The following is a 26,230-nucleotide window of genomic DNA, read 5'->3' as shown; positions in this document are numbered from 1 at the left end:
GCCATCCTTTTTGGGGATGGCGTTCTGTATTTCATCTGATATACATTGTTACCATCCCGAGGGTTTGACACCCACGACTAGAATAATAATGGTCACAATAATATTTTCAGTAAATAATTTCATATTTCGGCTCAAATGTAAAAGAGTCAATGGCAATCAAAAAAGATTTTGATTATTTTTTTTTGAAAATTAAAAAACCGGCAAATTTCTGCCGGTTTTAGTGGTGTATTTTACGATTATGTTAATGCAGCCCCATCAATCGACCTAATCGATTGATAAAGTAGCATATTCGATTAAGCCAGAACTTCTTTGACTTTTTCAGCTGCGTCTTTCAATACGATCGCTGAAGTCACTTCCAATCCTGATTCTTCAATGATTTTAGCACCTTCCTCGGCGTTGGTTCCCTGAAGTCTTACAATGATCGGTACTTCAATGTTGCCAATGTTTTTGTAAGCTTCTACTACACCAGTAGCCACTCGGTCGCAACGAACGATACCACCGAAGATGTTGATCAGGATGGCTTTTACATTAGGATCTCTCAAAATGATTCGGAAACCTGCTTCTACGGTTTTGGCATTTGCTCCTCCTCCTACATCCAGGAAGTTGGCTGGTTCGCCACCTGAAAGTTTGATGATGTCCATGGTCGCCATCGCCAGTCCGGCACCATTCACCATACAGCCTACATTTCCATCAAGTTTCACATAGTTCAAACCAGATTGCCCAGCTTCTACTTCCAAAGGATCTTCTTCGGTGATGTCTCTCAATTCCACCAAATCCTTGTGACGGTAAAGGGCATTGTCATCCAGATTTACCTTGGCATCTACGGCCAGGATCTTGTTGTCTGAAGTTTTCAACACTGGATTGATCTCAAACTGAGAAGCATCCGTTGCTACGTACGCCTTATATAAGGAGTAGATGAATTTCACCATGCCTTTGAAAGCATCGCCTGTCAGACCCAGCGCAAAAGCAACTTTACGCGCCTGGAATCCTTGGAGCCCTACACCTGGATCCACCCATTCTTTGATGATCTTTTCAGGGGTTTCTTCGGCAACTGTCTCGATATCCATTCCGCCTTCGGTAGAAGCCATGATCACATTTTGACCGGTTCCACGATCCAGCAGGATAGAAAGATAATATTCTTTTGGGTCTGACTCTCCAGGATAATAAACATCCTCGGCGATCAATACCTTATTTACTTTTTTACCAGCAGCGCCAGTTTGGTGTGTTACCAAAGTTCCGCCTAGAATGCCTTCTGCTTTAGGTTCAACTTCTTCCAGGCTTTTGGCCAAAACAACACCATTAGAGCCAGTTTCCTGAACTTTTCCTTTCCCACGGCCTCCCGCATGGATTTGAGCCTTCACCACATACCAGCTTGTTCCGGTTTGTGCGTTCAGTTCCTTGGCAGCCTCAAGTGCCTTTTGTGGGGTGTCTGCTACGATCCCATTCTGGATGGTAACACCGTAACTTTTCAGGATCTCTTTTGCCTGGTATTCGTGGATGTTCATGTTGCTGTTAAAATTTGGTGCGAAATTAGTCTATCGCACCAGCTTTTTCAAGGGTCTTATTTTATGATTGGATCAAATTACATCCAGAATGCGCTATCAGTTCGTAATGCTCATTTCATTCCGAATTTTCATTGGGATAGAAAGGCCGTTTGGCATTTGCGCATTGCCAGCCATATTCGCAGCACCGTCAATTTTTTGATTGATCGTAGCCTGAACAATCCAGCCAGTGCCGGCATCTACTGAAATAGCTGATTCCATGGTGCCTTTCAGGTCCATGGTTAATTCCATGCCATTGGTATTGATGGTTGCTCCTTCTTCTGAAGTGACGATCGTTCCTGAGCCAGTGATCTGATATTGATCTCCTTGTTTGCCCTCATACGTATAAGTAGTCTCGGCAATCCCTTTCATACCAGAGTTGATATTCACTTCATTGGTCCATTGATCTCCTTTGCTTACTTTTTGCTCCGGGAAGATGGCGGAAACCATTTCAATGTTGCCTTTGACAGCCTCACTACCATAGGTTTGGTTGAGTTGTGTCATGATTTGAGCTTTTTCTGCAGCAGAAATGTTTTGATCAGAGAAGGCAGCTTCCCACATGGCTTCAATGCCTGAAAGCTCTAATACTTTGCCAGATTTGGACATTTTAATGTTGAAGGATTTTCCAATCACACCAGACATGATCTGAGAGAATGCATCACCTTCTTCTGGGTTTTCAGAATCAAATTCCATGGTGGCTTGCATGGATCCCATGGACAACTTCATGCTCTCGAATGATACTTCCATATCGTAATCATCCCGATTGGCATTGACCACTTTGAATATCATACTACTATTAACTGCCAGGTTGATCTCCATCGACTGTCCCATGATCTCCTGCGTAATGGAAGCATCATTGAAAGTTACCTGTTTGTAAGATTCTCCTGCTTTTAAGTTGAGTTGTAATTTTTGCTGTGCCTGAATGGCTGAAATGAACAGCAACAATGCTGCGAAATAGCTTGTAGTTTTTTTCATTTTCATTGAGTTAAAGCACTTGGGCTTAATCTTTATAAAGCAATACTAGAGGGAAACGATGGATTGACCAAGAAACGTGCAATTGACGGTTGAATTGAGTGTTCTTTCAGGTTTATCAGATTGCATTCAAATTGGGTTGGATAGAACACCCATCGGGTAATTCAAATATGGGATTTGTATCCAAGACCTCCTGGTATTTCCCGTCCGAGTCTAATTTATAAGTGGTAATTTGATCAGATCCGGATCAACAATCACGTAGTATTTGATGCCAAAATGTTGATAGAGGTCGAATTTCGTGATGAGGTCTTTTTACCTGGTAGAAGGAGATAAAATTTCCACGACGAGTGTTGGAGGAAAGTCCAGGTATTGTTTTGTGATCGGTTTGTAAACAATTAGTAAATCGGGATGAACGACCGTATTTTCATTTATCAGTAAATTAATGGGTTGATAGACCTTGCAAAACTCAAAAGGTTCTTTTTGCATTCCAATTGTAAACTCCGTAGATAAATTATTGCTTAATTGCTGATACCTGGGTACGGGCATAGGTGTAATAGCATTGGCAATTCCGTCAATTACTTCCCATTAGCCTTCCCAAAGCACGTAATCTTCGTAGGAATAATTGGGTAAAAGTCTTTGAGGGAGCGATATGCTCATTTTGCGTCATAATTGTAACAAACCAATGTAATTTTCGAATTCCTGAGGCAATGGTGTCAAAGTATTGTAATGAAATGAATAAGAATCATGGTGGCAAGAACTATGTTTGCAGCCATGCTCAAGGCGTCTAATATCCACAAATCATACGGAGCTCTTCAGGTACTGAAGGGGATTGATCTTGAAATCCATCAAAAGGAGGTAGTAAGTATCGTTGGTGCTTCTGGTGCCGGTAAGAGTACCCTACTTCATATCTTAGGCACGCTGGATACGGCAGACCAGGGAAATGTGACCCTCAAAAATGAGCAGGTGACTGCCATGAACCCCAAGAAACTGGCGGCTTTCCGTAATGCAGAGATCGGTTTCATCTTTCAGTTCCATAATTTATTGCCGGAATTCACGGCCTTTGAGAATGTGGCTATTCCCGGCTACATCGGTAACAGAAAAGATACTGAGGTAGAAAATCGAGCGAAAGAACTACTGGTTTTGCTGGGGTTGAAAGATCGCATGGATCACAAACCTTCTGAGCTTTCCGGAGGGGAACAACAACGTGTTTCTGTGGCACGTGCTTTGATCAATAATCCATCCATTGTTTTTGCAGATGAACCTACTGGGAACCTGGATTCAAAGAATGCTTCAGAGCTTCACGATCTCTTTTTTGAATTGCGGGACAAATTGGATCAGACTTTTGTAATAGTGACGCACAATCAGGAGTTGGCAGGGATGACCGATCGTAAAATTGAGATCAAAGACGGATTGATGCTCGCATGAATCAAGTCCTGACTCCTGGAGTTCGTTACATGCTTTATGCCACGTTCACCTTCGCTTTGATGAAGGTATTCGTGAAAGCCATACCTCACATTCCTGCGATTGAAATTATCTTTTTTCGGGCTATTGTTTCCCTGGCGATCAGCTTCTATTTCCTGAAGAAACAGAAAGTGTCCATTTGGGGGAATAATAAACCCGTGTTGATTGCCCGGGGTGTTACTGGTTCTGTGGCGCTTATTTTATATTTCTACCTGTTACATGCCATTCCGCTAGCAACTGCTGCTACGTTGCAATATTTGGCTCCAATATTTACTACTGTATTGGGGGTTTTTATTGTGAAGGAAAAAGTAAATCCCTGGCAATGGGTCTTTTTTGCCATCAGTTTCGTGGGTGTGATGGTCGTGCAAGGTTTTGATGTTCGGATTTCGTACCTCCATTTAGGGATTGGTATTGCAACTTCCTTTTTCATGGGATTGGCTTACAATTTTGTGCGAAAACTTAACACCACAGAACACCCACTGGTGATCATATTGTACTTTCCTTTGGTTTTGCTACCTATAGGTGCAGTATGGTCTTATTTCGTTTGGGTCACACCTGTAGGTTGGGACTGGTTGATGCTGTTAGGGGTGGGGATACTTACACAAATAGCGCAGTTCTTCATGACCAAATCCTATCAGCATGAAGAAGTATCGAAAGTATCTATCCTCAATTACGTCGGTTTGATCTATGCTTTATTGTTTGGCTTTTTTCTATTTGATGAGACTTTCAATATTGCAACCTATATGGGAATGGCCCTGGTCGTTGTTGGGGTGATTGCCAATGTAGTGTTTAAGAAGAAAATTGCTGGGTAGTCTTCGAGTACTTGAGACTACCTTGTTTGACAATTATCTTGAGCAACCTGAGGTGCTCGAAGGCTGCTCAAAAAGGCTCCTGATCTAATAACCTTCGATAGATCGGCAGATCCCAACGTGCTTGTGCCGGGATCTTGAATCCTTTACAGTAGAATACCTCCATGACCAGTTCTGTTTTGCTATAGCGAATGACTGGTAGATCGGGTAGTTGCTTGATGGATTCAAAAAATGGAACAACATGAGAGGAGGGAGGCCTATCTTCTTTTTTGTAACGCACATAGATGGCATCCTTACCTAACCACGCCTTAGGCTCGAAAAAATAAGCGTGGTTTCTTGGGTCAGGGTGAAAGATGAGTACATCTTTTTCGCCTCGAAGCGGCCAGTCAATTTTTCCGGTTTGCCACCATTTCTCGGTAGCGACAAACAGGTTGTCATTTTTGAGCCAGCCTTCCTGCTCAAAACGTTTTCTGATATCCGTAAAATCGACTCCTTCCATGGTTGGATCCGTGGTGTTGCCAAATTGTTCTCCAACCAGTTTTGGACCGAACGCGCTCCAAAACCCAGTGGTCATATGGACAGTGAGTAGCAGCGTAAAGACCAAAGTGATGGCAATCGATGAACGGAGCCATTTTCTGGTACTCCGCTGGTTATTTTCCAGGTTTTTGGCTACAGCATTTCCTAATAAAAGGAATGCAATAAGGTATCCTGGTGCTTGCCAATGGAAATGAAATCCGATCCTTGCGAAGGGCGCGATGAAGGTGAAAAAGACAATGGGTAAGATGGCCAACCAAAATAGGAATGATTCCTTTTGACTCGGTTCAGTACTCCGGACGGTTTTAAAAAGGACGATGATCAATGGAAACCAGATCCAAGGGGCTATCCAGGCCATCTGGCCAACAATACTGCGAATGAGTCTGGTGAAATCCACCTGATATCCGCCAGCTCTGGATCCCTGAAAATTGAAGGAAACCCATTGATGCTCGGCGTTCCAAAGTAAAACAGGTGTGAGCATAATGGCTGTGATCAGCAAAGCTAAATAAGGTCCAGGATGCTTTAACCACCTGCGTTGACCAGGATTGATCACGACAAACAAAAAAGTGCTCGCCATGAGGAAAAGTGCATGGTACTTACTGAGTGTGGTGAACCCCAAAGCAACTCCGATGAATATCCACCACTTGAAAGATGAGCCATTTGGCTCCTTGGGGAAAAAGACCTGAATCAACCCCCAGGTGGTCATCAGCCAGAAGAACATCAGGGGGGCATCTGGTTGGAACCATGAGGCTACTGGTATGGTGAATACAAAACTGATGTTGAGGAGAATCAAGGCTACCAGGCCCACTTTAGGGTTAAATAATCTTGCACCTATTTGATAAAGTAGGTAGGAAGTGCCCGAAAATAATAAAACCGCCGGAAGACGTAAGGCGAAATTGGAAATGTCCAATAGTCGGATAGTGATACCACTTAGCCACAAGAAGAGAGGCGGTTGATCAAAATAGGAAAGTTGCAAGAATTGGGCTCCTCGCCAATAATAGGATTCACCTACGCTTAACCCAGTAAAGGCGGCAAGGTATAGCCTGAATAGGGTAGATATCCCTATGATCCACAATGCCAGATGGCGCGGGTTGGAGCGTTGCAGCATGGCTGCAAAAGTAATGCGGGATTGATCCTGTCGGGTACTCGAAGGAATGCAATTTCAAAATAGACCTGGGCGTGGGCAGTGTATAGGCTTGCGAGGAGTACAGGACTTGCATGTCCACAAAGAGATGCGGATTGTCTCCTAAAAAGTTGGGGAAAAATTGATTAGCTCAATAAATTTGAAGCCTGAACTAAGAACATACCGATTCCAATATGGGAAGAGCATTTGAATATCGACGCGCAGCGAAAGAAAAGCGATGGGACAAAATGTCCAAAATATTTCCAAAACTGGCAAAAGCCATCCAGGTAGCTGCCAGAGATGGTGGGGGTGATCCTGAAATGAACGCCAAGTTGCGGACGGCTATTCAGAATGCCAAGGCAGAGAACATGCCGAAAGACAACATCGACAATGCGATCAAACGTGCCATCGGTAAAGATGCTGACGATTTGCAAGAGGTAACTTTCGAAGGAAAAGGCCCTCATGGTGTACTGGTCTTTGTGGAATGCACTACGGATAATAACAACCGGACAGTCGCCAATGTGAAATCATATTTCAGTAAATCTGGTGGTGCTTTTGTGCCGTCGGGATCGCTAGAATTCATGTTCAATCGAAAGGCGGTTTTTGAGTTCGAAAAGACGGATGAAATGGACCTGGAAGAACTTGAACTTGAACTGATTGACGGAGGTCTGGAAGAGATTGAAGAGAATGAAGGCATGGTGTATGCATATGCCGACTATACTGACTATGGCTCTTTGTCCAAGGCGATAGAAGACAAAGAAATCGAGATCAAGAAGTCTGGTTTGCGAAGGTATCCGACAACCCCGGTTGAGTTCAATGAAGAACAAATGGAGGAGATTGAGAAGATGCTGGACAAGATCGAGGAGGACGATGATGTGCAGGCGGTTTACACGAATATTGCTTAATTAAATCCCCAGGCCTTCGGCCACCCCCTTAAGCAAAGGGGGATTAAATTCTAATCATGGCGTTTGATCTCAACCGTACGATTACCATTCTGGAGCAAACACCAGCTACGCTTAAGGCGTGGTTAGGTAATATGCCTGAACAGTTGCTTCATGCTAGTGAAGGTGAAGGAACGTGGAGTCCCTTTGACATTTTAGGACACCTTAATCATGGTGAACGCACCGATTGGGTGCCTAGAACCAAGATCATACTTTTTGCTGACGATAAGCATTTTGTGCCTTTTGATCGATTTGCCCAGGAAAAGGAAAGTGCTGGAAAATCAATGCATGAATTGCTGGACGAATTTGCGGAACTCAGAGCGAATAATTTAAAGAAATTGCGGTCCTTTGACCTTCAGCCTGCTGATTTCGAGAAGACAGGTATTCATCCACATTTCGGAGAAGTAAAGCTATCCTGGCACCTCAGCACCTGGTCCACCCATGACCTAGGCCATATCTATCAGATCTCTCGTGTGATGGCGAAACAAATGAAAGAGGATTGTGGCCCTTGGGTGGAGTATCTGAGGGTGTTGCAGGAGTAAAAAAAGCTGCCCCTCGCGAGACAGCTTTTCCAATTGTTCTATTTACTACTAAAACCTTAATAATGTAACCCAATCTTGGCACCCGAGGCTACGCACCGCGGACCCTCGAAGGGTGGACAAGAATACTAGTCATTAATAAACTCATCGAAGGTTTTCAGCTGGATCGTGGTGATCCCTTTGCCTTCCATGTACTTCTCCATTTTGAATACTCGCTTGGATTTGATGAAGCTCAAATCATTTCTGGCTTTGTCCATGCGCTCAGAAAGCAGGTTAAGGTTGTCGAGCTCAGAAGCACTTGGTGCCTGGAAGCTGGAAGCCGTTTTACTGTACAAATCAGCAATCTTACTTCTAAGCTGAGGTTCTGCTGAAGCGACATAGTTATCTCCTGTGGTTGTCACAAGCGTCTCTTTCAGGGCGTTGAGGTCTTTGATCACGGCATCAGCAGATTTGCTGCCACCCTGATCTTTCACTTCTTGCGCTTTGGCAAGAATCTCATCGATCTCATAAACCATGTAAGCCAGTTCCTGAGACATGTCATAAAGTTTGACAGTGGTTGCATGATTGGCTTGACGTTCTGCAGCGGTAATGTCCGATTCGGGATCGTTGATCAATGTCATGGAAGTCTCGTAGGTTTTCTTACCCTTGGTCATGACCACTTTGTAAGTTCCGGCAGGAACGCGAGGTGCAGTAAAACCACCAAAAGCAAGGCTTTTTCCTTTCGCCAGTTTAGGCTGTTTGATGCGTCCATTCCAGGTCACAACGTTGATTCCTTTGGATTTCCCAGGCGTGATCTCAATGAGTTTTTCGCCATTTTGGTCCTGGACCTCCATGTTCATCTTGCCGAAAATGTGCTTCTTCTTGAGGTAGTAAACCACTTTCGCAGCACTTGACCCACTTGATCCCACAAATTCCATTTCGGTGGCTGTTCCGCCAAATGGACTTGCCTCTTCAATGATCGTTGGCTCTTGTGCGAAGAAGTGTACGTCTTTGCCCAACACTTCCTGCGTCATGTTGCGAAGCGGACTGATGTCATCAATGATGATCACACCACGTCCATGAGTGCCTAAGACAATATCATTGGTTTTCTTTTGAAGATCAACGAAGTGTATAGCAACAGGAGGGAGGTTGTTCGTAAATTGACTCCAATTCTTACCTCCATTGATGGTTACATATAAACCAAATTCTGTCCCAAGGAACAATAGGTCTTCGTTCACATAATCCTCCTGGATGTTTCTGGCGAAACCGTAAATATTGTCGGTGACGATAGAGGTCCAGGTAGCACCAAAATCCGTGGTTTTGTAGACGTAAGTATTCATGTCGCCGGTAGTATGACCATCAAGAACCGCGTAAGCTGTTCCCTCGCCATGTACACTTGCCTCAATGTGATATACCCACGTATTGGCGGGAGCGCCGGTAAGATTAGGAGTCGTATTATTCCAGTTTTTACCACCGTCTCTGGTCACTTGAATGTTGCCATCATCCGTGCCCACCCAGATGACTTGATCATTTAATGGAGACTCAGCAATGGTGAAGATGGTACAGTGATTTTCAGCTCCTGAATTGTCTTTGGAAATACCTCCGGATTCTTCCTGGTTTTGCTTGGACTTATCGTTGGTCGTCAGGTCAGGTGAAATAATCTCCCAATTATCACCCATGTCATCAGACTTGTGCAGGTACTGGCTTCCCATGTAGAAGCGGTCAGGATTAGATTCGCTCAGGGCCATTGGCGCGTTCCAGTTGAACCGCAATTTGTCTTTGCCTTTTACTTCAAGCGGCTGAACAGTCTTGGTCTGCTGTTTGTCCATGTCATAGCGCCAGACGTTCTGAGCACCCTGCATTTCAGAGTACAGAATTCTTTTCGTCGGGTGACGCACCACCCGGAAACCGTCACCGAATCCTACGACATTCCAGTCTCTTGCTTCTACACCACCGGGAGAAGAGGAGGGACCGTACCAGGAGCCATTGTCCTGCAGGCCACCATACACATTGTAAGGCTCTTCGTTATCTACACTGATGTGATAAAATTGGGAGATAGGCAGGTTCGCCACTATTTCCATGCTAGTGGCCCCATCCCAGGATCGGTAAAGTCCACCGTCTGTGGCCACATACATACGATCCGAATTCTTGATATCGAAAAGGATGTCATGGATGTCAGGGTGCATGTTGCCCAGGTTTTTGAAAGTCTTTCCTCCGTCTCGGCTGATTGAGCCAAATAATCCGGCTTTTACCACCACATCCGGATTTCGAGGATCTATTACAATTCTGGAGAAGTAGAAAGGTCTTACCACAAGGCCAAAATCGCCATTGGTGAGCGTCCAATTCGCTCCAGCATCATCAGACCGGTACAAACCTCTTGCATTTTCATCTTCCGTTTCCCAGACTGCATAAAGGATATTGCTATCAGAAGGAGCGACTGCCACGGCTATTCGCCCCAGTTTTCCATCAGGAATGCCATTGTGGATTTTGTTCCAGGTTTCTCCGCCATCGGTGGACTTAAAAAGGCCACTATTGGCTCCTCCGGATTCAAATCCCCAGCCTGATCTTCGAAACTCCCACATAGAAGCATACAGTACGTTGGGATTATTCGGATCCATGATCACGTCACCGCAACCTGTCTTTGGATCGATGTAAAGCACTTTATTCCAGGTGACACCTCCATCAGTAGACTTATAGACACCACGTTCTTCATTGTCTGACCAAAGCGCTCCCAAAACACCCACGTACATGATGTCCGTATTTTCAGGATGAATTTCGATGCTGGCGATGCGCTCCGAGTTTTCGAATCCAACGCGATTCCAGTTCACACCACCATCCGTGGATTTGTACAATCCATCTCCTACTGAAACACTGTTTCGTGTCCAGATCTCACCGGTACCTACCCAAATGGTTTTGTCCGGGTCTTTGGGATCTAATTTTACTTTTCCAATCGATTGGGTATGTTCTTCAAAAATGGGTTGGAAGGAAGAACCTCCATTAACAGATTTCCATACACCACCTCCAGCAGCACCGACATACAATATCCGATCGTTAGTAGGGTGTTGTTCTATGTCCGTGATCCGGCCACTCATCAGTGCAGGACCAATGTGCCGAGCAGTCATGTCCCCAAAAAGCTCTTTGCCTTTCAGGACGATTTCAGTGTCTTGTGCCTGTAGCTGAGCCACAACGAGCACGAGCACCATTGCCAATATTTTTCTCATGCAGGGATGATCAATTATTCTCCACCGGGAAAGTCAAAAAGACTTTCGTCAATGTCAACATTCACTTCGATGTTTGAGATGCTGAGCGCCTGAGATGGGCCATCCTTAGCACCTTGTGACATAGAGAATGGAAAATAAAGCCCTTCTACTTCATCGTAATCACTTTGCGTACTTCGTAGAATAGTACCAGCTTGAGGACCTTGTTTGGCTTCGGTATCTGTTGCAAGAGGCACGAAGGCTTCCTTATCAAAGTAATAGAAAGAGACATCTTCTACTTCTTTGCCATCGATGGTCAATGGTTCCTTGGTCAATTTCACTTTATAAGTTTCCGCACCTTCAATAGTCTCTGTACCAAGCAATTCGGCGGTATAGCCTTTTGCCTTGTAGTCTAACCATGAATCCGGAAAGTCATTGGAGTTCAAAGCGAAATTTGCGGTAGTCTCGGCATCTGATTTTTCTGCCTTCATGCTTTGAAAGTTGATGCCCCATAATGATTCTCCGTCAAATACATTCTGGAAAAAGTCCGTTCCTTGAAAAGTAAACTTCGTGTAAGTCCTTCCATCAGACAAGTACACAATTTCCAGGGGAATTTCCACGCCGCCTTGATTGACTTTGGCAGTCATTCTTACGTTTTTCAGCGCTTTCCAATTATCTGCTCCTCCGATATTCTCCAGGTAGTTTTCAATGATTTCATCTACCGTGACATCTTGAGCGGATGCACTGAACATGAAAACCAATAGTGCGGCGAGTAGTGTGATTTTCTTCATAACTAACATTTTCAATAAACCTTTGCTTGATCTTTTATTTGAATTTTAGAAGTTAGTTACTCAAATAATTGATTTATTACAATTGACTGGAAAAACTTTAAGTGGTTCCTGTAAAGGAATTGCAAAAAGGGAGAAGATCAATTTCAATACAACCCCGTAAACTCGAACTCTTCTTTTTCTGAGTCACGAACGGCTCCGTCTTCGCATTTCAAAACACGGGCCGGAAATTTGTCCAGAAAATTGTGGTTGTGTGTGGCCATCAAGATGGCAGTGCCACTGCGGTTGATTTCCTGGAAGAGTTTAAAAATGCCTTCTGCCACTTCAGGGTCAAGGTTGCCAGTGGGCTCATCCGCAAAAAGGATCTGTGGTTCGTTGATCAAAGCCCGTGCTACTACTACCCGTTGTTGTTCGCCCCCAGAAAGCTGGTGTGGCATTTTGTTGGTTACCGCTCCTAAGCCGACGCGCATGAGTACTTCGGCCATACGTGATTTCATTTTGGCTTTGTCTTTCCAGCCCGTGGCTCGCATGACGAATTCCAGATTTTCAGCAACCGTCCGGTCAAAGAATAGCTCGAAATCCTGAAAAATGATGCCAATTTTTCTGCGTAGAAAAGGGATTTCTTTGGGTTTGATCTGATGAATTCCAAACCCGGCTACATTGATCTCTCCGTTTTTAAAGGACAGATCAGCATAGAATGTTTTCAATAAAGAAGACTTGCCGCTGCCTGTACGGCCAATGAGGTAGACAAATTCACCTTTGCCAATTTCAAAAGAGATGTCTTTCAGTACCGGATAGCCTTCTTGTAAAATGCTGGCATCGGTTACTTTAAGAACGGGTTCTTCTGAAAAGGACATGATTATATTTCTAACTTCTGGAGTTTACCGTACGAAAGCGATTCGATGATCTCTTTCAGGGCTTCTTCTTTACCTTCCAGACCATACTTTTCCAATTTCTTCAATGGTCTGTCAGCCCGAAAATAAGCAATCAGCACAAAATTGTCGTCGCGTAACTGGATATAATCAGGGATTTTAGCTTTCCCTTTCACCTTAATGATGTACATACTTTGTGATAGCGTCTCTTCCATCAACTAAGCATGCCTATCATTGGTTACCTTTTTTATAATCTGCTAGGAATTTTTCCAGCCCGATATCAGTCAATGGATGTTTCAGCAGGCCAGTGATTACGTTCAGTGGGCATGTCACAACATCGGCCCCTACTTCGGCACATTGGATCAGGTGCATGGAGTGTCGCACGGAAGCAGCCAATACTTCAGTTTCAAAACCAAACGTGTCATAAATGTGTACAATCTGATCGATAAGGTCCATGCCATCAAAGCTGATATCATCCAGTCTTCCGATAAACGGGGAAACATAGCTTGCGCCTGCCTTAGCAGCAAGAATGGCTTGCCCGGCACTGAAAACGAGGGTACAATTGGTTCGTATGCCTTCAGAGGTCAAAGCCTTGATGGTTTTTACTCCGTCTTTGATCATAGGCACTTTCACCACGATCTTATCATCGATCTTGGCCAATTCTCTTCCTTCCGCCAGCATCTTATCAAATTCCGTAGAGATGACCTCCGCGCTTACATTATCATCGACGATGTTGCAGATGTCCTTGTAATGCTTCAGAATATTCGCTTCTCCGGTGATTCCTTCTTTGGCCATCAAGGAAGGATTAGTAGTTACACCATCCAGTACACCAAGATCGTAAGCTTCCTGAATATCGCTAAGGTTAGCTGTGTCGATGAAAAATTTCATGCGTGTATGATTAAGAATTGGTTGGAAATAAAAAAAGGCAAACGAGATATCGCACCGCTCAACCACTTACCCTTGCTTCCTTCCAGACCTGGGGGAGTTCAGCAGGAGCTGGTCGTATCCGTTTGCCGAGGCGCAAAGGTAAAATGATTTGGCAATCTGTAATAGAAAACGTTATCAAAGTTCATCTAATGAGCGGAAATCTTTTGATTGACCGCTGATAAACACAAATTCATCCTCCATATCCGACAATTCTTCCTCTTCATTGAAGAAAGCATGATCCAGTACATCGTCCAGTTCGATAAAATCTGCCTCGTAGTTTTTGGTTTCATTTTCGATCATTACTGAAAATTTATGCAATCGTACGGGATTGAAATAGGAATGTCTGAACAATCAGATTAAGGATTGATCAAGGAATTGTTGGCTGAAGGCTTTTCATGGGAGTCAATTTATTTGTGCGGTCCGTCATGACACTTTATATTTGAAGCAGCAACTAAAACGCTACAACTAAATTTTAACCAAAACTCTGAATTATGAAAATCAAAATTGCTTTATACCTGGGCGTGCTCATTTTTGTCAGTCCTGTTTTCGCACAATCAATCACAACGAAGAATGTAGAAATTGTTGACACAGATACAACCATCGTTGAAGGAGTTGCAGAGTTCAGAGGAGGGCTGAGGGTTGTTGGGCTCAATGCTGATGGTGGAGGTAGATTGATACTCAGTTCCGAATCACCTCGCCTGAATTTTAGTGAATCTGATAATACTGATAGCCGTTTTACTCTGCTCAATGCTGGTGGCAGATTGACATATAAGCGATATGATGGAGATTGGACTTTGATTGATGACCCGATTGAAGTTGGGAGACCAGGAGAAGGCACTACTGTATCAGGAGGTTTGACTCATAAAGATGGATTCCTTGCCTTTCCTCAAGGCACGACTGTAAATATTAATGGAAGTGGTGCGGTATCCGTGGACAATTCACATCATATATTAGATACGTACCAAAGTGCGGCATCCAGTGATTTAAGGAACATCAACTTTGCCGGAGATCCTGTTGATGGCGCCATTATCTACTTAAGGACATTAAATGGGGCAAGAGATGTAGTGATCAAACACAATGATGGAAATATCCGGGTGAATGATGGTGGAGATTTAACACTTAATACCACTCAGAAAATTGCGATGTTGATGTACATGCTGAACCTGGATCGCTGGGTGGTGATCAACGCATGGTAAAAGTTTCCGGAATGTATTGAGGTTTCAGTTCAAATTCATCCAATTTTGGAACCTCAATCATTCGTATCTGGTGTCCAAGTCAAAAAGTACGCTACTTCCTATACTCGAATTCAATTTTGCCATGATACTCATGGGAACCTCGGGTGCTTTTGGTCGCTACATTGACTTGCCGGCTGAGCTTTCTATCGCCATACGCTGTTTATTGGGAGCGCTCTTTTTGGGCATATTTTGTTGGATCAGGGGCGTATCCTTTCGATTGAATTCCCGAAAAGATGTATTGAACCTGGTTTTTATCTCCGTGCTGGTCCTTTTTCACTGGACGACATATTTCATTGCACTACAAAAGTCAACAGTGGCCATCGCGATGCTGTCTTTGTTTACTTATCCCATATTCACCACCTTTCTGGAGCCCTTGTTTTACAAGACCAAATTGCAGCCAGTTCACCTACTGCTGGCATTCCTTACCCTGGTAGGTGTTGCGCTACTGGCTCCTTCATTCGATCTCAATAACCAATACCTCCAAGGTATCTTGTGGGGGCTGGCCAGCGCAGTTGGGTATTCTTGTAGGAACCTATTCGTGAAAAAGCAGGTAGGGGTTTATTCAGGCATGACCCTGATGTTCTATCAACTCCTTTTCGGGGGGGTGATATTCTTGCCGCTATTGTTTGTATATGATCTCAATCCTGCAGAGGAACAATGGATACCACTGGTTGGTCTGAGTCTCATCACCACTGCAATCGGACATACCATGTTTGTGCTTGCTTTACGTCACTTTACGGTGACCTCCATGAGTATCATGAGTACGATCCAGCCCATTTATGGTATTTTGATTGGGATCATTTTCTTAGGTGAAATTCCAGGGTTGAGAGCTGTAGCTGGCGGTGTGCTGATATTGACAACCGTCGTTATCGAATCGGCCAGAAGTGCCAGGAAGTAGCGTGATTAGATGGAAATCAATTCTTCAAATCGATCTTTATCGTGATGATAGGTGGCATCTAAGACCGAAGATTTCCACCTTTCTACCTCTGACAGTGCGTCATCTTCATCACTTTCATTCAGGATCTTCATGATTTTACCGACATTATAAAGTGGTATGTCTTTGATCATGATTGCCAGGGCTTGAATCTTTCTTTTGGCCAATTCAGAATATTCGTTTTCAATTTGTTGTTCTTCAGGAATAATGCTTTCGTCTGAGCGGCCATGGAATGGTAGATCAAATTGGAAGGTGGAACCTTGGCCAGGTTCCGAAATCACATTGATTTTTCCTTTGTGAGATTCGATGGCCAGTTTACTGTAGGTAAGCCCTAGACCCGTTGATGAGATCTCGCCCGATTTACGTGCTTTGTACTGCCAGAACTTATTAAAAATATTGGGCAGTATTTCTTTCGAGATACCCGTGCCCTGATCCTTTACATCAATCAATATTCTATCTTCAATCATATTGGCACTGACAGTAATTTTTGTTCCGGAAGAAGAATATTTTATGGCGTTTGTGAAAAGATTGACGAATACTCTAAGAATGATATTTTTATCGATGTATACCAGTATATCGTTACTAATTGTATTTTGCAAAATAATTCCTCGGGTATCCAGCAACATTTTGACTTCCTGTTTTGCTTCAAACACCAGCGAATAAAGATTAATTGCTTCGGGGTTAACCTTGATGTCGACTTCCTCAAACTTTTGGATATCCAGCATGTTGGTGATCATTTGAAGGATGGTTTGTCCCGACTGCCTGATCTGGCTCATGTTATCTCTGGTGGGTTTACCCTCGGTAAGTCCAATGACCGCATTCAAAGGGTTTTTCATGTCATGCACGATCATGTGCGTTAGTCCTTCTTTGAACTTTGAAAGCGATTTTAATTCTTTGTTTTTGGCTGCCAGTTCTTCATTGTTTTCCTGAAGGCGCTGAGTTTGCCGTGCTATCTCTGTTTTTAGCAATTTTTGATTCCGCTTTAGCCCTACCATGCGCATATGGTGGAAGAAAAATATGATCAGACACATGGCAAATACGTACAGTGAATAGGTGAAATTGGTTTTCCACCATGGTGGGGCTACGTAGATGTCCAGGGATTTCGTAGGTCCCCATTCGCCTCCCGGATTTCTTGCCTTTACGTGAAATTGATATTGGCCAGAAGACAGGCCCGCAAAGGAGGCTTTTCGATTGCTGGCGGAGGTAAATATCCATTCATCGCCTAGCCCGGACAATTGATAAGCGTACGAGATTTTATCGGGATGAGTATAATTGAGGGCTGAAAAGTCCAAAGAGAATACCAGGTCTTTATAGGTCAGGTTAAACGTCGAAATATAGTCTGGGGTCTTGCCTTCGTGCGTCAATATTTGTTCATTCCCAATGTTGAATGCATCGATTTGTATTTCGGGTAGAGGATTGTTCATCTTGACTTGCTTTGGGTCAAAAGAGACGATACCATTCAAACCACCAAAGTATAGTTTCCCATCAGAAGAACGAGCAACTGCACGGGCATTAGGTGTAGTGGTGATGGTTCGATCCTGTTCAGGAATTAGCGTGATCTGTGAGCGATCTTTGGAGAGGGTCACTATACCTGAGGCCGTGCTCATCCATATAGTGGAGTCTTTTGCTTCTATGGGATTAAACACTTTACGTAGCAATTCATGATCTATTCTATTGAATGCATCATTTTCCCAATGATATAATCCTTCTTTGTTACTCAGCCAAAGTCCATCAAATGCTTCTATCAGCATGGAAGGGCGAGGGGCCAGGCCAGGGTCTTCGACTGGTCTGGCCATGGAATCCTCAGTCGGATCATAAATGAATAATTCTGAGTTTCCAGTGATCCAAAGTTTGCCTTCCCGGGTTAATTCAAGGTCGGAGAGATATGATTTCTTGAGGATTTTCCTGACCGAATTTTGTTGAATGTCATAGGCAAAAACACCTGCTCCCCAAATGCCCAGATAAAGCAACTCTTCCGTACCCTCGATCATGAATATATTATTTGCTTCCCAGCCTTTTGGTGTGTTGGAAGAAGTCGAAAAGAAAGACCATTCTTCCTTACCTGGACTTTGCCAAAGCAGCCCAAGATTGGTCCCTATCCAAAGACCAGCCTTGTTTTCATAAATGCTCCAAATCGTATTTGCAGGGATATCTTCGAAGGATTTGAAATGGGTAAACTCATTGTCGGAAGAAATCTTGTATAACCCGCCCTGATAGGTTCCCAGCCAGAGATTCTTTGATGCATCTTCATGTATCGCCCAAAAGTTGTCGGATTCCAATGAACCTGGCAGACTTTTCTTATTCCACCAGGTAAATGCCTGATCATTGAGTTGGGTCATCCAGGGACCACTATAGGCAGTTCCTACCCACAATTGATCATCGTTGATTTCCAGATCTACTACGACGTTGGAAGGTAGCCCTTTGCTTTGCACATCTCCAGCACGATAACGGGTAAACTCTTCCTTTGAAACATCAAAGAAATTCAGACCACCAGCCCAGGTGCCTATCCATAAATTCCCCGATTCATCCTGTTCCAGGGTGTAAGCTTCCGTGCTTGAGATAGCACCTGGATCTTGAGAAGGAAGAAACTGACTGATACTATCCTCCTTCAGATGGAACAGCCCACCACCACTGCTTCCCGCCCAAATAGAACCATCCTTATCCAGGAGCAGATCACGCATTTTGAGCTGAGGCTCGCCCTTGGCATTGTAAAGTCCTTCTACATCGTGGAAATCCTTCGATTCAATGTCATAGGTTATTAACCCTCGGTTTTCGGTGGCAATCCATAATTTTCCACTCTCGTCGTTTTGTAAGTCAAAGGTCATTAAACTACCCCAATCAGTGCTATCCTGTAGGAAGGTGATCGATTGATCCTGAACTATTCGAACCAATCCTTTTTCTGATGAGACCCAAAGCTCACCCGATTGGTCGAGATGTAATGCCACCACCGCTCCGATGGCCAAAATGTCTTGTTCCAGCGTAATCAGATCATACCTTATTAGCTCATTCTGCGTGCCAATCCATATGACATTATTATCCAACTCAAACGCATTGACATAGACGGGATTATTGGGGTCTGATGATAAAGGAACAATCTTTTTTTCATATCCATTGTAGCGGATGATGTCGTCATTGTTGATCATCCAAATTTCTCCGTTGGCACTGACCTTGATCAATCCGGCCCATTTCGACTCCAATCCACTGGAATGGTCGTAGAATCTTAGTTGATTTCCCTGACCCCAAAGGAACGGCAATGCATGAGTCAGACAACATATGACCAGCAACAGTCTCATTAAATCAGTGCTTAAAAAGGTATGGTTATTAGCTCCTGCACCAAAGAAAGTCAGCAATTGGTCAATTCCAAAGAAACGCTCCAGGCATTTAATGAATGGGAAGGGTTTACCCACCCATTTGAAAATGGTGCAAGGCTGTGTCATCCGACATGAGGAAGATAATTAGCCCTATGATAGAGATAACCTGAAGCACACTATGAACATGGGAATTCCGAACATTAAGCAGAATGATGGTCAGATAAATACTTGCAGTAAGGAATTGCGGCCAGGATTCCATGATGTCTAGTTGCTGTATATAAGTATTTTGCCACGCGCTGACCATTAGGGTACCAAGAGCGAGACCGTAAAACCATCTCCACTGATCAAAAAAGTAATGGTTCAGGTCTGTTTCGTGTCCTCGAATCCCTGTAGGAAAAAGCATTCTTGCCAGCAGAAATAACAAGATAGGGTAGATGAGAATGGAAAGGACAATGCCCAGGGTCCATTCTTTGATGACTGCAGAATACTGATAATTGATCCACCATTCTTGAATATGCAGCAGGAATACAGCAAGGGTCAATAGGGCATGAGGAAGGCAGAGCTTTACATTTCGGAGATTAGAGACAATGTCTGCCACACTGGTCAGGATCTGAGCAATGCCCAAACCAAGAATCAGTGAAGTAAGCACTACGACGTATTCGAAGGGTTCCATGAGTCCAAATTAATGAACAATTAGCGGAATGATTTTGAGAATACTGTCGTAATAGAGGCAATCAACAGCTTTTAACTAAAATTCTCATGAACCTCCCTGATCAGTAGATTCTCTTTAATGTATGAATTTAGGGGGTTTCATGAGCTTTAATCGCGGCATCTACTGAACCATGTTTCTCTAGCAGCTCCTTAGCGGCTTTGATGGAAATTCCTAATTCCTCCTTAATGTATCTGGTGCCCCGATCCACTAATTTGTTATTAGTCAATTGCATGTTCACCATTTTGTTGCCTTTCACACGGCCGATCTTGATCATTAGGGAAGTGGAGATCATGTTCAGTACCAGTTTTTGTGCGGTACCACTTTTCATCCGGGTGCTACCAGTAACGAATTCCGGTCCAACGACTACTTCAATGGGGCATTCGCATGCATGGGCGACAGGCGACCCCTCATTATTGGTGATGCAACCAGTCAGGGCATTTTTATCTTTCGCATACGCCAGGCCACCCAAAACATAAGGCGTGGTACCGGAAGCAGCAATACCAACTAGTGTATCATTTGGGCCAAAATCATAGGAAGCCAGGTCTTTTGCAGCTAGTTCCTGGCTGTCTTCGGCAAACTCCACGGCCTTTCTAATGGCTTGATCTCCACCTGAAATGATCCCAATGACACGATCGTGAGGCATACCATAAGTAGGTGGGATCTCCGACGCATCCAGGATGCCCAGTCGACCACTGGTGCCTGCACCAATATAAAATAACCGACCACCATCCATAAAACGTGGCCAAAGGGATTCTACAAGCTTTTCTATTTGTGGAATGGACTTATTCACAGCTTCTGCCACTTTTTGATCTTCCTGATTCATGTGATTCAGGAGTTCTACGACTGACATCTCTTCCAGGTGGTCGTAATGTGAAGCTTGTTCTGTGATTTTCTGGGATGCGTCCATATGAATTATGATTGTGGCAAAACTACAAATCCTATAGTTGATAAACCTTTGACGTGGGAATTGATGAAGTGAATCGTTCTTTATCCACATTTTGAGATACTGATTACTCTTTTATTCAAGAATTGGCTTCGGATCGTGGATAACTTGAATTTAAAATCTGAATTGATCTCCGTAATTTTAAGCAACCCACCTAATCCTCAGCCTTTTGTGAAAAGACACGTCCTTTTCCTGTCATTCGTCCTATCGGTTTACTGTGTTACTGCTCAAGACAAAGTCCATTCCGAATTCAGGGGCGTTTGGATTGCTACTGTTGCCAATATCGACTGGCCGGAAAGTGGGGATGTAGATCGTGACAGCCAAAAACAAGGGTTTCGGGAATTACTGGATTATTATCAAGGGTTGAACTTCAATTCAGTCATTGTACAGGTCAGAACGGCAGGAGATGCACTTTATCCTACGAATTTGGCTCCATGGTCTCGATACCTGACAGGTCTGGAAGGAGATGCTGGTAGTTGGAATGGTGAAGACCCGCTTCAATTCATGATAGAAGAAACGCACAAACGAGGGATGGACTTCCATGCCTGGCTGAATCCTTATCGGGCGACTTTTGACAACAATACTCGCATTCTATCAAAAGATCATGTTTATCATCTGCACCCGGAATGGATGGTTGAATATGGTCCGAAATACTACATCAATCCGGGGATTCCTGAAGCAAGGGCGCATATCGTGGAAGTAGTTGGCGATATCGTGCAGCGCTATGATGTGGATGGTATCCACTTTGATGACTATTTCTACCCTTACAAGATTGAAAATGAAGAATTCAATGATCGTAAGGAATTCGTTAAATATGGTGTGCGTGAATTTTCGGATCGGGACGATTGGCGGAGGAACAACGTAGACATGCTTGTAAAAGAGTCGCATGAGGTGATTAAATCGATAAAGCCATGGGTCCAGTTCGGAATCAGCCCGTTTGGAGTTTGGAGAAATTCAGATATGCATCCGCTGGGTTCGGAAACCAGTGCTAAACAGACGAATTACGATGATCTGTACGCGGACCCATTGAGTTGGGCCAAAAATCGATGGGTAGATTACCTGATCCCGCAATTATACTGGAGCATGGACTTTGAACCGGCTGCCTATAGGGTACTGGCGGAATGGTGGGATGAAAATGTAGAAGGCGTAGATATTTACACCGGTATTGGTGCTTATAAGTATCAAAACAACTTTGACAATGCCTGGAACAGTGTCTATGAGATCCCTCGGCAAATTGAACTGAATCGGAAGCTTGACAACATCGGAGGAACGGCCTTTTTTAGTGCCAAGAGCCTCATCGAAAAACCGAGATTGGCCCATGTGCTTAAAAGAGATTGTTTTGCTAAACGCGTATTCCCAAAAATGATGGAATTGCAGTCTTCTGCTTTGCCCAAGCCGGTGGCGAAGAGGGTCCGTACCCGGAACAATACCTTGTACATTGAGCTGGAGGATATTCCCTATGCAGCAGGCGTGCAACCTGTGGCCTTGAACGGAGAGCTGGGGTTGGGGGAAGAAGTTTTTGGGACATTCGAGTCTTCCACTTTTCAGATTCCGTTAACCGGATACCGCATGAAGCTGATCCTGGCCTTCAAAGACAGGGATGGGAATCTTGGAGAAACCACACGTGCCATTTGGGTAATGAAGGACAAAGAGAAATGGAAGATCCTATAAGAGACATGTTGGTGAACCTGTCCGGTTTACCTTCCTTCCACGAACTGGAGGAGTCAATTTCCTTGCAACAAATTTTGATTCGACAACCGATCGCTCCTGAACGATCAATTGTAATGGACTGGGTAGAAAAACATTTTGCCCGAAGCTGGGCGGATGAAGTAGCAGCTGCCTTTAGCCATCAGCCCATCACCTGTTTTGTAGCGCAAAAGGAAGGCGAGATACTAGGGTTTGCCTGTTACGAAGCCACCAAAAAGAATTTTTTCGGTCCAACTGGAGTTTCAGAGACTGCCAGGGGAATGGGACTGGGGAAAGTCCTGCTTATGAAGTCCCTGGAAGCCATGAAAAACATGGGTTATGCCTATGCCATCATTGGTGGGGTAAGGGCACCGTCATTTTATGAGAAAGCGGTTAGAGCACAGTCTATTGCCGAATCAGGTCTTAGTATTTATCAGGACATGTTGAAGGCCTGAATACGATTATTCCTCTTCTTGATTTTTATTTCTCTGAAAGAGATTTCGCCAGGTCGATTGATGTTTATAGGTGTCCTCATCCAATTGCTCTTTCCAATACTTTTTACCAAAAGGTAGCGGAGGAGCATCCCGCGTGGTATTATCCCATATCGTTTTGACTTTCATCAATATGGAGTTTGTCGCTTTATCATCGGCATGCTGATTGGCCAATTCTATTTGCAAAGTCCGCTTCAAACTGGCAAAAGAGGCTGCAGCGTCATGGTGCCTTACCGCTTTTTCCTGAAAGCCTAGGAAAGCAAGCATGGCCGATAAGATAGGTACGACCAAGCTCAATACAGCGATAATTAGACCGTTCAGGGCTTCATTCATGCCTAATTCTAAGTGTAAACTGGAGGAAGAAAGAATCCCTAACAAGGTAGAACATAAAACCAGCATGGCTCCGAAAATGCGATGATACCGGTAATATACCCTGGCTCTGGTAAAGTGGGCGGCTTCAACTACTTTAGTCCTTTTCTCCCATTTTGTGATAAGATCTTTCATAAACGAAAAGTGCGTTATCAACAATATAGGAAATTAGCGTCGGAGGTTCAAAAAAGATCGCTATTGGATGCTTCTGTGAGTAGTGCTTATTATCTCTTAAGACATATGAGTCACCAGGCCTGGTCCAGAAGAGTTATTTCTTCGTCGGTTTGTCAGACACCTTCATCGTGATCATGGCAGCTACTACCACTTCGCCGTTCGTGTCTTTAACTTTCACATCACATGGAACTTCCGTGCAATTCTCCCAGTCTGTGCTACTTAAATCAACTTCTGCGGTAAGGTCGGTTGCTGCTTTTTTGACATAGCTGACTTCCATGCCTACAGGGATCCATCTTCGGTGTTTAGGAATAGAGGCCTCCATGCACACACCCGCTGCGAACTCACAAAGATTACAACATGCGATGGCGTGCACAGTTTGAATGTGGTTGTGAACCGCCTTTCGCTTCCGCATGGATACCTTCATGTAATTTTCCCTCAACTCAATGATCTGAGGTTTGATGGTAAGGAAATAAGGTGCGGATTTGGCCACAAAGTAGGAAAAGAGCTTTTTGCCGAAGGGCTTGTTTTCCAGTTTCGCTTGCAGTTTGAGCAATCGGTTCATGAGTTAGGTGATCTATTGGGTCTCTAATCTAATAAGAATAGGTGATCGATTCGATCTCCTCATTAAAGCCATATGCAATGTTGAGAATCACGACACCTCCATCTACTTGCAACTCTTTCACGTTGAAAATGCCTCTTTTTCTTTTTGTCGCCGCACAGCCACCGATTGGATGAGTGACCAGTTTCAGGTTTCGTTGTGGTGGAAAAGATTCAAGTACTTCTTCCGATTCTACAAGATAGGGCTCCCATTCGGAGAGCAAACATCCACTGCTCCTATAATCAAGTATCAGATAATCACCCAGAAGCTGCGCTGAATCAATAGAGATACCTGCGGTTGTTACTTCCTGAAAAAGTTCATTGTTGCTCATCACTTCGAGTTGTTCGTAGAGTACAAGATTACTAACGGTGCTCTGAACAAAGTCTTTGTTGCACTCACTGCCATCTTTAACCACGTCATAAGTCATCACGACCTGCTGCGTATCCTTGAAGAAATAGGCCTTGGCCTCAAAATATTCATTGTAGGGATTGCCAAGATGATAAGCACCCGATTCTGTTTGGAAATACAGGTCACAGGGTGAACCTGTGCTATCATGCAGAATGAATTCCCCTTCCAGAAACATGACCTCAGGTTCTTCAACGACCATCCGATCATCGTCCCTACAGGCTACCGAAATAACTAATAGGGAAATGATCATGACCGATATTATAAAGACTTCTTTCCTGATTTTTGGTGATTTAGTTGTCGAATTTAATAGTGGTCTTGTCATAGCTAAGGGGCAATTTAATGATCACTTATCGTAGAAGAAATGAATATTTGAGATGAACAATTGATTAAAGTCGCCACGGATTAATTGTTGCTTGGTGTTTTCTTTCAATCCGGTAGTATCAATGGATATTGAGAAGGAATGAGCGCCTCGACTGAATTCATTGAGGTCAGCGAAAGCAGTGAATCCATATTCATAAGTAGTCGGGTGTTGACTGTTGAACCATTGGACATTTTTTAATTCCGTGCTGTCAATTTTCAAGGCCAGCCACTTATTTAAGTATGCAGAGGATGTTTTGGAGTCAAGTGATTCCCAATCTTCGTTTACCCCAATTTCAGCATTATAAAGCGTATTGAATACCGATAAATCTTTCAAGAAAACCCGTAAGGTTTTTTGATTGACAATGTCCGATTGAATAGTAGCCATGAGTCGTTCATTTCCAGGTCTGAGATTTTCGTAGTTGTTGCTCAGGAAAGTAGGCTGAGTACTATCGTTCAGGTACTTTTCGGTCCAATTATCTCTTTGTTTTTTGTTGAGAAACACATAACCAAAAGTCACTGTCAGAATCAATAAAGGGATCAGATATGATTTCCAGCCTTTTGTGTTTGAAATCAGCACAAGCAATGACCTTCGATAGAGGAATGAGAGGGTAATAATTCGGAAGAAAATGGCGACATAATAGAACCATTTTGCTGACCAGGACCACCTTCTAAACAGTCCATTGGTGATAAAGTCGATAAATACTATCAGGCTGATGAGGATGTAAAACAAGATGAAAATCCCTATCAAAATGGCGGCTACGGTATGCTCGTTCATGACAGGATTGACTAACTCAACGCTTACGATCAGTGAGAAGAAGAAGGTACCGAAACCTACAAGTGTACCAAAGAGAATGAAAGAAATACCGTAGATGGTAGAAGATAGTTCTTCCAGTCGGAGCACAGTCTTCACCAATGAGGATGTATTGCTTAATTCTTTTTTGAATTTGCCCTTGAACCTCAACTTCTCCTGGTCTATTCCCCCTGGAAATACATAACTCATACCAACTGAAGCGACCCACATCCCTCGAACCAAAATGTGTAGGATGTATCCGAAGCTCAATAGCAATACTGCGCGCTTGATGATCTTGAAAAGACCATGTAATTGACTATCTCTTGCGAAATTCTGCAAAGCCAATTTGTCCAGGTAATCAGGCACTTGAAATAAGGCATAGAGCACCAAGGCGGAAATGAGCAATTCAGCCTCCCAGCTATTAAGTTGGATGGTCTTTAGCCACTTTGGTGTTTGTTCGGTATCTGATCTCTTTTTGGTCATTCGGTTGGTTTTCAGACGATTGTAGTATTATGGAATCAGGTTTTGTAGTACAA

The 26,230-nt window shown here is 43.7% G+C and carries 24 protein-coding genes and 1 other RNA gene; 8 read left to right on the top strand and 17 right to left on the bottom strand.

The window, feature by feature from the left end; all coding sequences use genetic code 11:
• Window positions 1-293: 293 nt before the first annotated feature.
• Window positions 294-1,505: an ADP-forming succinate--CoA ligase subunit beta gene (gene sucC / locus R8G66_10090; protein MDW3192708.1), complete on the bottom strand. Its 1,212-nt coding sequence runs from the start codon at window positions 1,503-1,505 to the stop codon at window positions 294-296.
• A gap of 96 nt (window positions 1,506-1,601) precedes the next feature.
• Window positions 1,602-2,516, bottom strand: coding sequence for a DUF6263 family protein (locus R8G66_10085; protein MDW3192707.1), 915 nt, complete (start codon window positions 2,514-2,516; stop codon window positions 1,602-1,604).
• A gap of 768 nt (window positions 2,517-3,284) precedes the next feature.
• On the opposite strand from R8G66_10085, the gene R8G66_10080 reads away from it, so the two are divergent.
• Complete coding sequence (locus R8G66_10080) at window positions 3,285-3,938, top strand: ABC transporter ATP-binding protein (GenBank protein ID MDW3192706.1); 654 nt, start codon at window positions 3,285-3,287, stop codon at window positions 3,936-3,938.
• Window positions 3,935-4,786, top strand: a complete 852-nt coding sequence (locus R8G66_10075; GenBank protein MDW3192705.1) for an EamA family transporter — start codon at window positions 3,935-3,937, stop codon at window positions 4,784-4,786. The genes R8G66_10080 and R8G66_10075 overlap by 4 nt, the downstream gene beginning before the upstream one ends.
• 67 nt (window positions 4,787-4,853) lie before the next feature.
• Here R8G66_10075 and R8G66_10070 read toward each other — a convergent pair whose 3' ends face one another.
• Window positions 4,854-6,425: a glycosyltransferase family 39 protein gene (locus R8G66_10070; GenBank protein MDW3192704.1), complete on the bottom strand. Its 1,572-nt coding sequence runs from the start codon at window positions 6,423-6,425 to the stop codon at window positions 4,854-4,856.
• A gap of 209 nt (window positions 6,426-6,634) precedes the next feature.
• Between R8G66_10070 and R8G66_10065 the strand changes: the two genes are divergently transcribed.
• The gene (locus R8G66_10065) at window positions 6,635-7,345 is read left to right on the top strand and encodes a YebC/PmpR family DNA-binding transcriptional regulator (GenBank protein MDW3192703.1); all 711 of its coding nucleotides are present in this window, start codon (window positions 6,635-6,637) and stop codon (window positions 7,343-7,345) included.
• Window positions 7,346-7,401: 56 nt separating this feature from the next.
• Complete coding sequence (locus R8G66_10060) at window positions 7,402-7,923, top strand: DinB family protein (GenBank protein ID MDW3192702.1); 522 nt, start codon at window positions 7,402-7,404, stop codon at window positions 7,921-7,923.
• Between the two features lie 125 nt (window positions 7,924-8,048).
• On the opposite strand, the gene R8G66_10055 is transcribed toward R8G66_10060, so the two are convergent.
• The 7 genes from R8G66_10055 to R8G66_10025 form a co-directional block, all read right to left on the bottom strand.
• Window positions 8,049-11,120 (bottom strand): hypothetical protein, encoded by a 3,072-nt coding sequence (locus R8G66_10055; GenBank protein ID MDW3192701.1) that lies wholly within the window; start codon window positions 11,118-11,120, stop codon window positions 8,049-8,051.
• 14 nt (window positions 11,121-11,134) lie between these two features.
• Window positions 11,135-11,887, bottom strand: a complete 753-nt coding sequence (locus R8G66_10050) for an outer membrane lipoprotein-sorting protein (GenBank protein ID MDW3192700.1) — start codon at window positions 11,885-11,887, stop codon at window positions 11,135-11,137.
• Between the two features lie 143 nt (window positions 11,888-12,030).
• Window positions 12,031-12,741: an ATP-binding cassette domain-containing protein gene (locus R8G66_10045; protein MDW3192699.1), complete on the bottom strand. Its 711-nt coding sequence runs from the start codon at window positions 12,739-12,741 to the stop codon at window positions 12,031-12,033.
• 2 nt (window positions 12,742-12,743) lie between these two features.
• Window positions 12,744-12,947, bottom strand: coding sequence for a fructose-6-phosphate aldolase (locus R8G66_10040; protein ID MDW3192698.1), 204 nt, complete (start codon window positions 12,945-12,947; stop codon window positions 12,744-12,746).
• 40 nt (window positions 12,948-12,987) lie between these two features.
• A complete protein-coding gene (fsa, locus tag R8G66_10035; GenBank protein MDW3192697.1) occupies window positions 12,988-13,644 on the bottom strand; it encodes a fructose-6-phosphate aldolase in 657 nt (218 codons plus the stop codon).
• 31 nt (window positions 13,645-13,675) lie between these two features.
• An RNA gene (gene ffs / locus R8G66_10030) (signal recognition particle sRNA small type) lies at window positions 13,676-13,773 on the bottom strand.
• A gap of 45 nt (window positions 13,774-13,818) precedes the next feature.
• Window positions 13,819-13,983 carry a hypothetical protein gene (locus R8G66_10025; GenBank protein MDW3192696.1) on the bottom strand — a complete coding sequence of 55 codons (165 nt, stop codon included), beginning with the start codon at window positions 13,981-13,983 and terminating at the stop codon, window positions 13,819-13,821.
• 191 nt (window positions 13,984-14,174) lie between these two features.
• Between R8G66_10025 and R8G66_10020 the strand changes: the two genes are divergently transcribed.
• Window positions 14,175-14,879, top strand: coding sequence for a hypothetical protein (locus R8G66_10020; protein MDW3192695.1), 705 nt, complete (start codon window positions 14,175-14,177; stop codon window positions 14,877-14,879).
• Between the two features lie 70 nt (window positions 14,880-14,949).
• Window positions 14,950-15,816, top strand: a complete 867-nt coding sequence (locus R8G66_10015; protein MDW3192694.1) for a DMT family transporter — start codon at window positions 14,950-14,952, stop codon at window positions 15,814-15,816.
• 5 nt (window positions 15,817-15,821) lie between these two features.
• On the opposite strand, the gene R8G66_10010 is transcribed toward R8G66_10015, so the two are convergent.
• From R8G66_10010 to murQ, 3 genes are all read right to left on the bottom strand, one after another.
• Window positions 15,822-19,289 carry a two-component regulator propeller domain-containing protein gene (locus R8G66_10010; protein MDW3192693.1) on the bottom strand — a complete coding sequence of 1,156 codons (3,468 nt, stop codon included), beginning with the start codon at window positions 19,287-19,289 and terminating at the stop codon, window positions 15,822-15,824.
• Window positions 19,252-19,836 carry a hypothetical protein gene (locus R8G66_10005; GenBank protein MDW3192692.1) on the bottom strand — a complete coding sequence of 195 codons (585 nt, stop codon included), beginning with the start codon at window positions 19,834-19,836 and terminating at the stop codon, window positions 19,252-19,254. The genes R8G66_10010 and R8G66_10005 overlap by 38 nt, the downstream gene beginning before the upstream one ends.
• 127 nt (window positions 19,837-19,963) lie before the next feature.
• On the bottom strand, window positions 19,964-20,782 hold the full coding sequence (murQ, locus tag R8G66_10000; GenBank protein ID MDW3192691.1) for an N-acetylmuramic acid 6-phosphate etherase: 819 nt from the start codon (window positions 20,780-20,782) through the stop codon (window positions 19,964-19,966).
• Between the two features lie 207 nt (window positions 20,783-20,989).
• Between murQ and R8G66_09995 the strand changes: the two genes are divergently transcribed.
• A complete protein-coding gene (locus R8G66_09995) occupies window positions 20,990-22,489 on the top strand; it encodes a family 10 glycosylhydrolase (GenBank protein ID MDW3192690.1) in 1,500 nt (499 codons plus the stop codon).
• On the top strand, window positions 22,474-22,959 hold the full coding sequence (locus R8G66_09990) for a GNAT family N-acetyltransferase (GenBank protein MDW3192689.1): 486 nt from the start codon (window positions 22,474-22,476) through the stop codon (window positions 22,957-22,959). The genes R8G66_09995 and R8G66_09990 overlap by 16 nt, the downstream gene beginning before the upstream one ends.
• Window positions 22,960-22,965: 6 nt before the next feature.
• Here R8G66_09990 and R8G66_09985 read toward each other — a convergent pair whose 3' ends face one another.
• The 4 genes from R8G66_09985 to R8G66_09970 form a co-directional block, all read right to left on the bottom strand.
• A complete protein-coding gene (locus R8G66_09985; protein ID MDW3192688.1) occupies window positions 22,966-23,499 on the bottom strand; it encodes an SLATT domain-containing protein in 534 nt (177 codons plus the stop codon).
• Window positions 23,500-23,632: 133 nt separating this feature from the next.
• The gene (locus tag R8G66_09980; protein MDW3192687.1) at window positions 23,633-24,100 is read right to left on the bottom strand and encodes a hotdog fold domain-containing protein; all 468 of its coding nucleotides are present in this window, start codon (window positions 24,098-24,100) and stop codon (window positions 23,633-23,635) included.
• Window positions 24,101-24,128: 28 nt separating this feature from the next.
• Window positions 24,129-24,794: a hypothetical protein gene (locus tag R8G66_09975; GenBank protein ID MDW3192686.1), complete on the bottom strand. Its 666-nt coding sequence runs from the start codon at window positions 24,792-24,794 to the stop codon at window positions 24,129-24,131.
• A gap of 93 nt (window positions 24,795-24,887) precedes the next feature.
• Window positions 24,888-26,177, bottom strand: a complete 1,290-nt coding sequence (locus tag R8G66_09970) for a hypothetical protein (GenBank protein ID MDW3192685.1) — start codon at window positions 26,175-26,177, stop codon at window positions 24,888-24,890.
• Window positions 26,178-26,230 lie beyond the last annotated feature (53 nt).

This window comes from Cytophagales bacterium (assembly GCA_033344775.1).
Classification (GTDB): Bacteria; Bacteroidota; Bacteroidia; order Cytophagales; family Cyclobacteriaceae; genus JAWPMT01.
The sequence above is the reverse complement of the archived record's forward strand: the minus strand, read 5'-3'. Positions and strand labels throughout refer to the sequence as shown.

Coding starts and splice junctions, on each gene's coding strand:
- R8G66_10065 (MDW3192703.1), top strand. CDS start 6,635: ATGGGAAGAGCATTTGAATATCGACGCGCAGCGAAAGAAAAGCGATGG.
- sucC (MDW3192708.1), bottom strand. CDS start 1,505: ATGAACATCCACGAATACCAGGCAAAAGAGATCCTGAAAAGTTACGGT.
- R8G66_09975 (MDW3192686.1), bottom strand. CDS start 24,794: ATGATCATTTCCCTATTAGTTATTTCGGTAGCCTGTAGGGACGATGAT.
- R8G66_10085 (MDW3192707.1), bottom strand. CDS start 2,516: ATGAAAAAAACTACAAGCTATTTCGCAGCATTGTTGCTGTTCATTTCA.
- R8G66_09980 (MDW3192687.1), bottom strand. CDS start 24,100: ATGAACCGATTGCTCAAACTGCAAGCGAAACTGGAAAACAAGCCCTTC.
- R8G66_10070 (MDW3192704.1), bottom strand. CDS start 6,425: ATGCTGCAACGCTCCAACCCGCGCCATCTGGCATTGTGGATCATAGGG.
- R8G66_10050 (MDW3192700.1), bottom strand. CDS start 11,887: ATGAAGAAAATCACACTACTCGCCGCACTATTGGTTTTCATGTTCAGT.
- R8G66_10005 (MDW3192692.1), bottom strand. CDS start 19,836: ATGGAACCCTTCGAATACGTCGTAGTGCTTACTTCACTGATTCTTGGT.
- R8G66_10075 (MDW3192705.1), top strand. CDS start 3,935: ATGAATCAAGTCCTGACTCCTGGAGTTCGTTACATGCTTTATGCCACG.
- fsa (MDW3192697.1), bottom strand. CDS start 13,644: ATGAAATTTTTCATCGACACAGCTAACCTTAGCGATATTCAGGAAGCT.
- R8G66_09990 (MDW3192689.1), top strand. CDS start 22,474: ATGGAAGATCCTATAAGAGACATGTTGGTGAACCTGTCCGGTTTACCT.
- R8G66_10020 (MDW3192695.1), top strand. CDS start 14,175: ATGAAAATCAAAATTGCTTTATACCTGGGCGTGCTCATTTTTGTCAGT.
- R8G66_10045 (MDW3192699.1), bottom strand. CDS start 12,741: ATGTCCTTTTCAGAAGAACCCGTTCTTAAAGTAACCGATGCCAGCATT.
- R8G66_10060 (MDW3192702.1), top strand. CDS start 7,402: ATGGCGTTTGATCTCAACCGTACGATTACCATTCTGGAGCAAACACCA.
- R8G66_09985 (MDW3192688.1), bottom strand. CDS start 23,499: ATGAAAGATCTTATCACAAAATGGGAGAAAAGGACTAAAGTAGTTGAA.
- R8G66_10040 (MDW3192698.1), bottom strand. CDS start 12,947: ATGTACATCATTAAGGTGAAAGGGAAAGCTAAAATCCCTGATTATATC.
- R8G66_09970 (MDW3192685.1), bottom strand. CDS start 26,177: ATGACCAAAAAGAGATCAGATACCGAACAAACACCAAAGTGGCTAAAG.
- R8G66_10010 (MDW3192693.1), bottom strand. CDS start 19,289: ATGACACAGCCTTGCACCATTTTCAAATGGGTGGGTAAACCCTTCCCA.
- R8G66_10080 (MDW3192706.1), top strand. CDS start 3,285: ATGCTCAAGGCGTCTAATATCCACAAATCATACGGAGCTCTTCAGGTA.
- murQ (MDW3192691.1), bottom strand. CDS start 20,782: ATGGACGCATCCCAGAAAATCACAGAACAAGCTTCACATTACGACCAC.
- R8G66_10055 (MDW3192701.1), bottom strand. CDS start 11,120: ATGAGAAAAATATTGGCAATGGTGCTCGTGCTCGTTGTGGCTCAGCTA.
- R8G66_10025 (MDW3192696.1), bottom strand. CDS start 13,983: ATGATCGAAAATGAAACCAAAAACTACGAGGCAGATTTTATCGAACTG.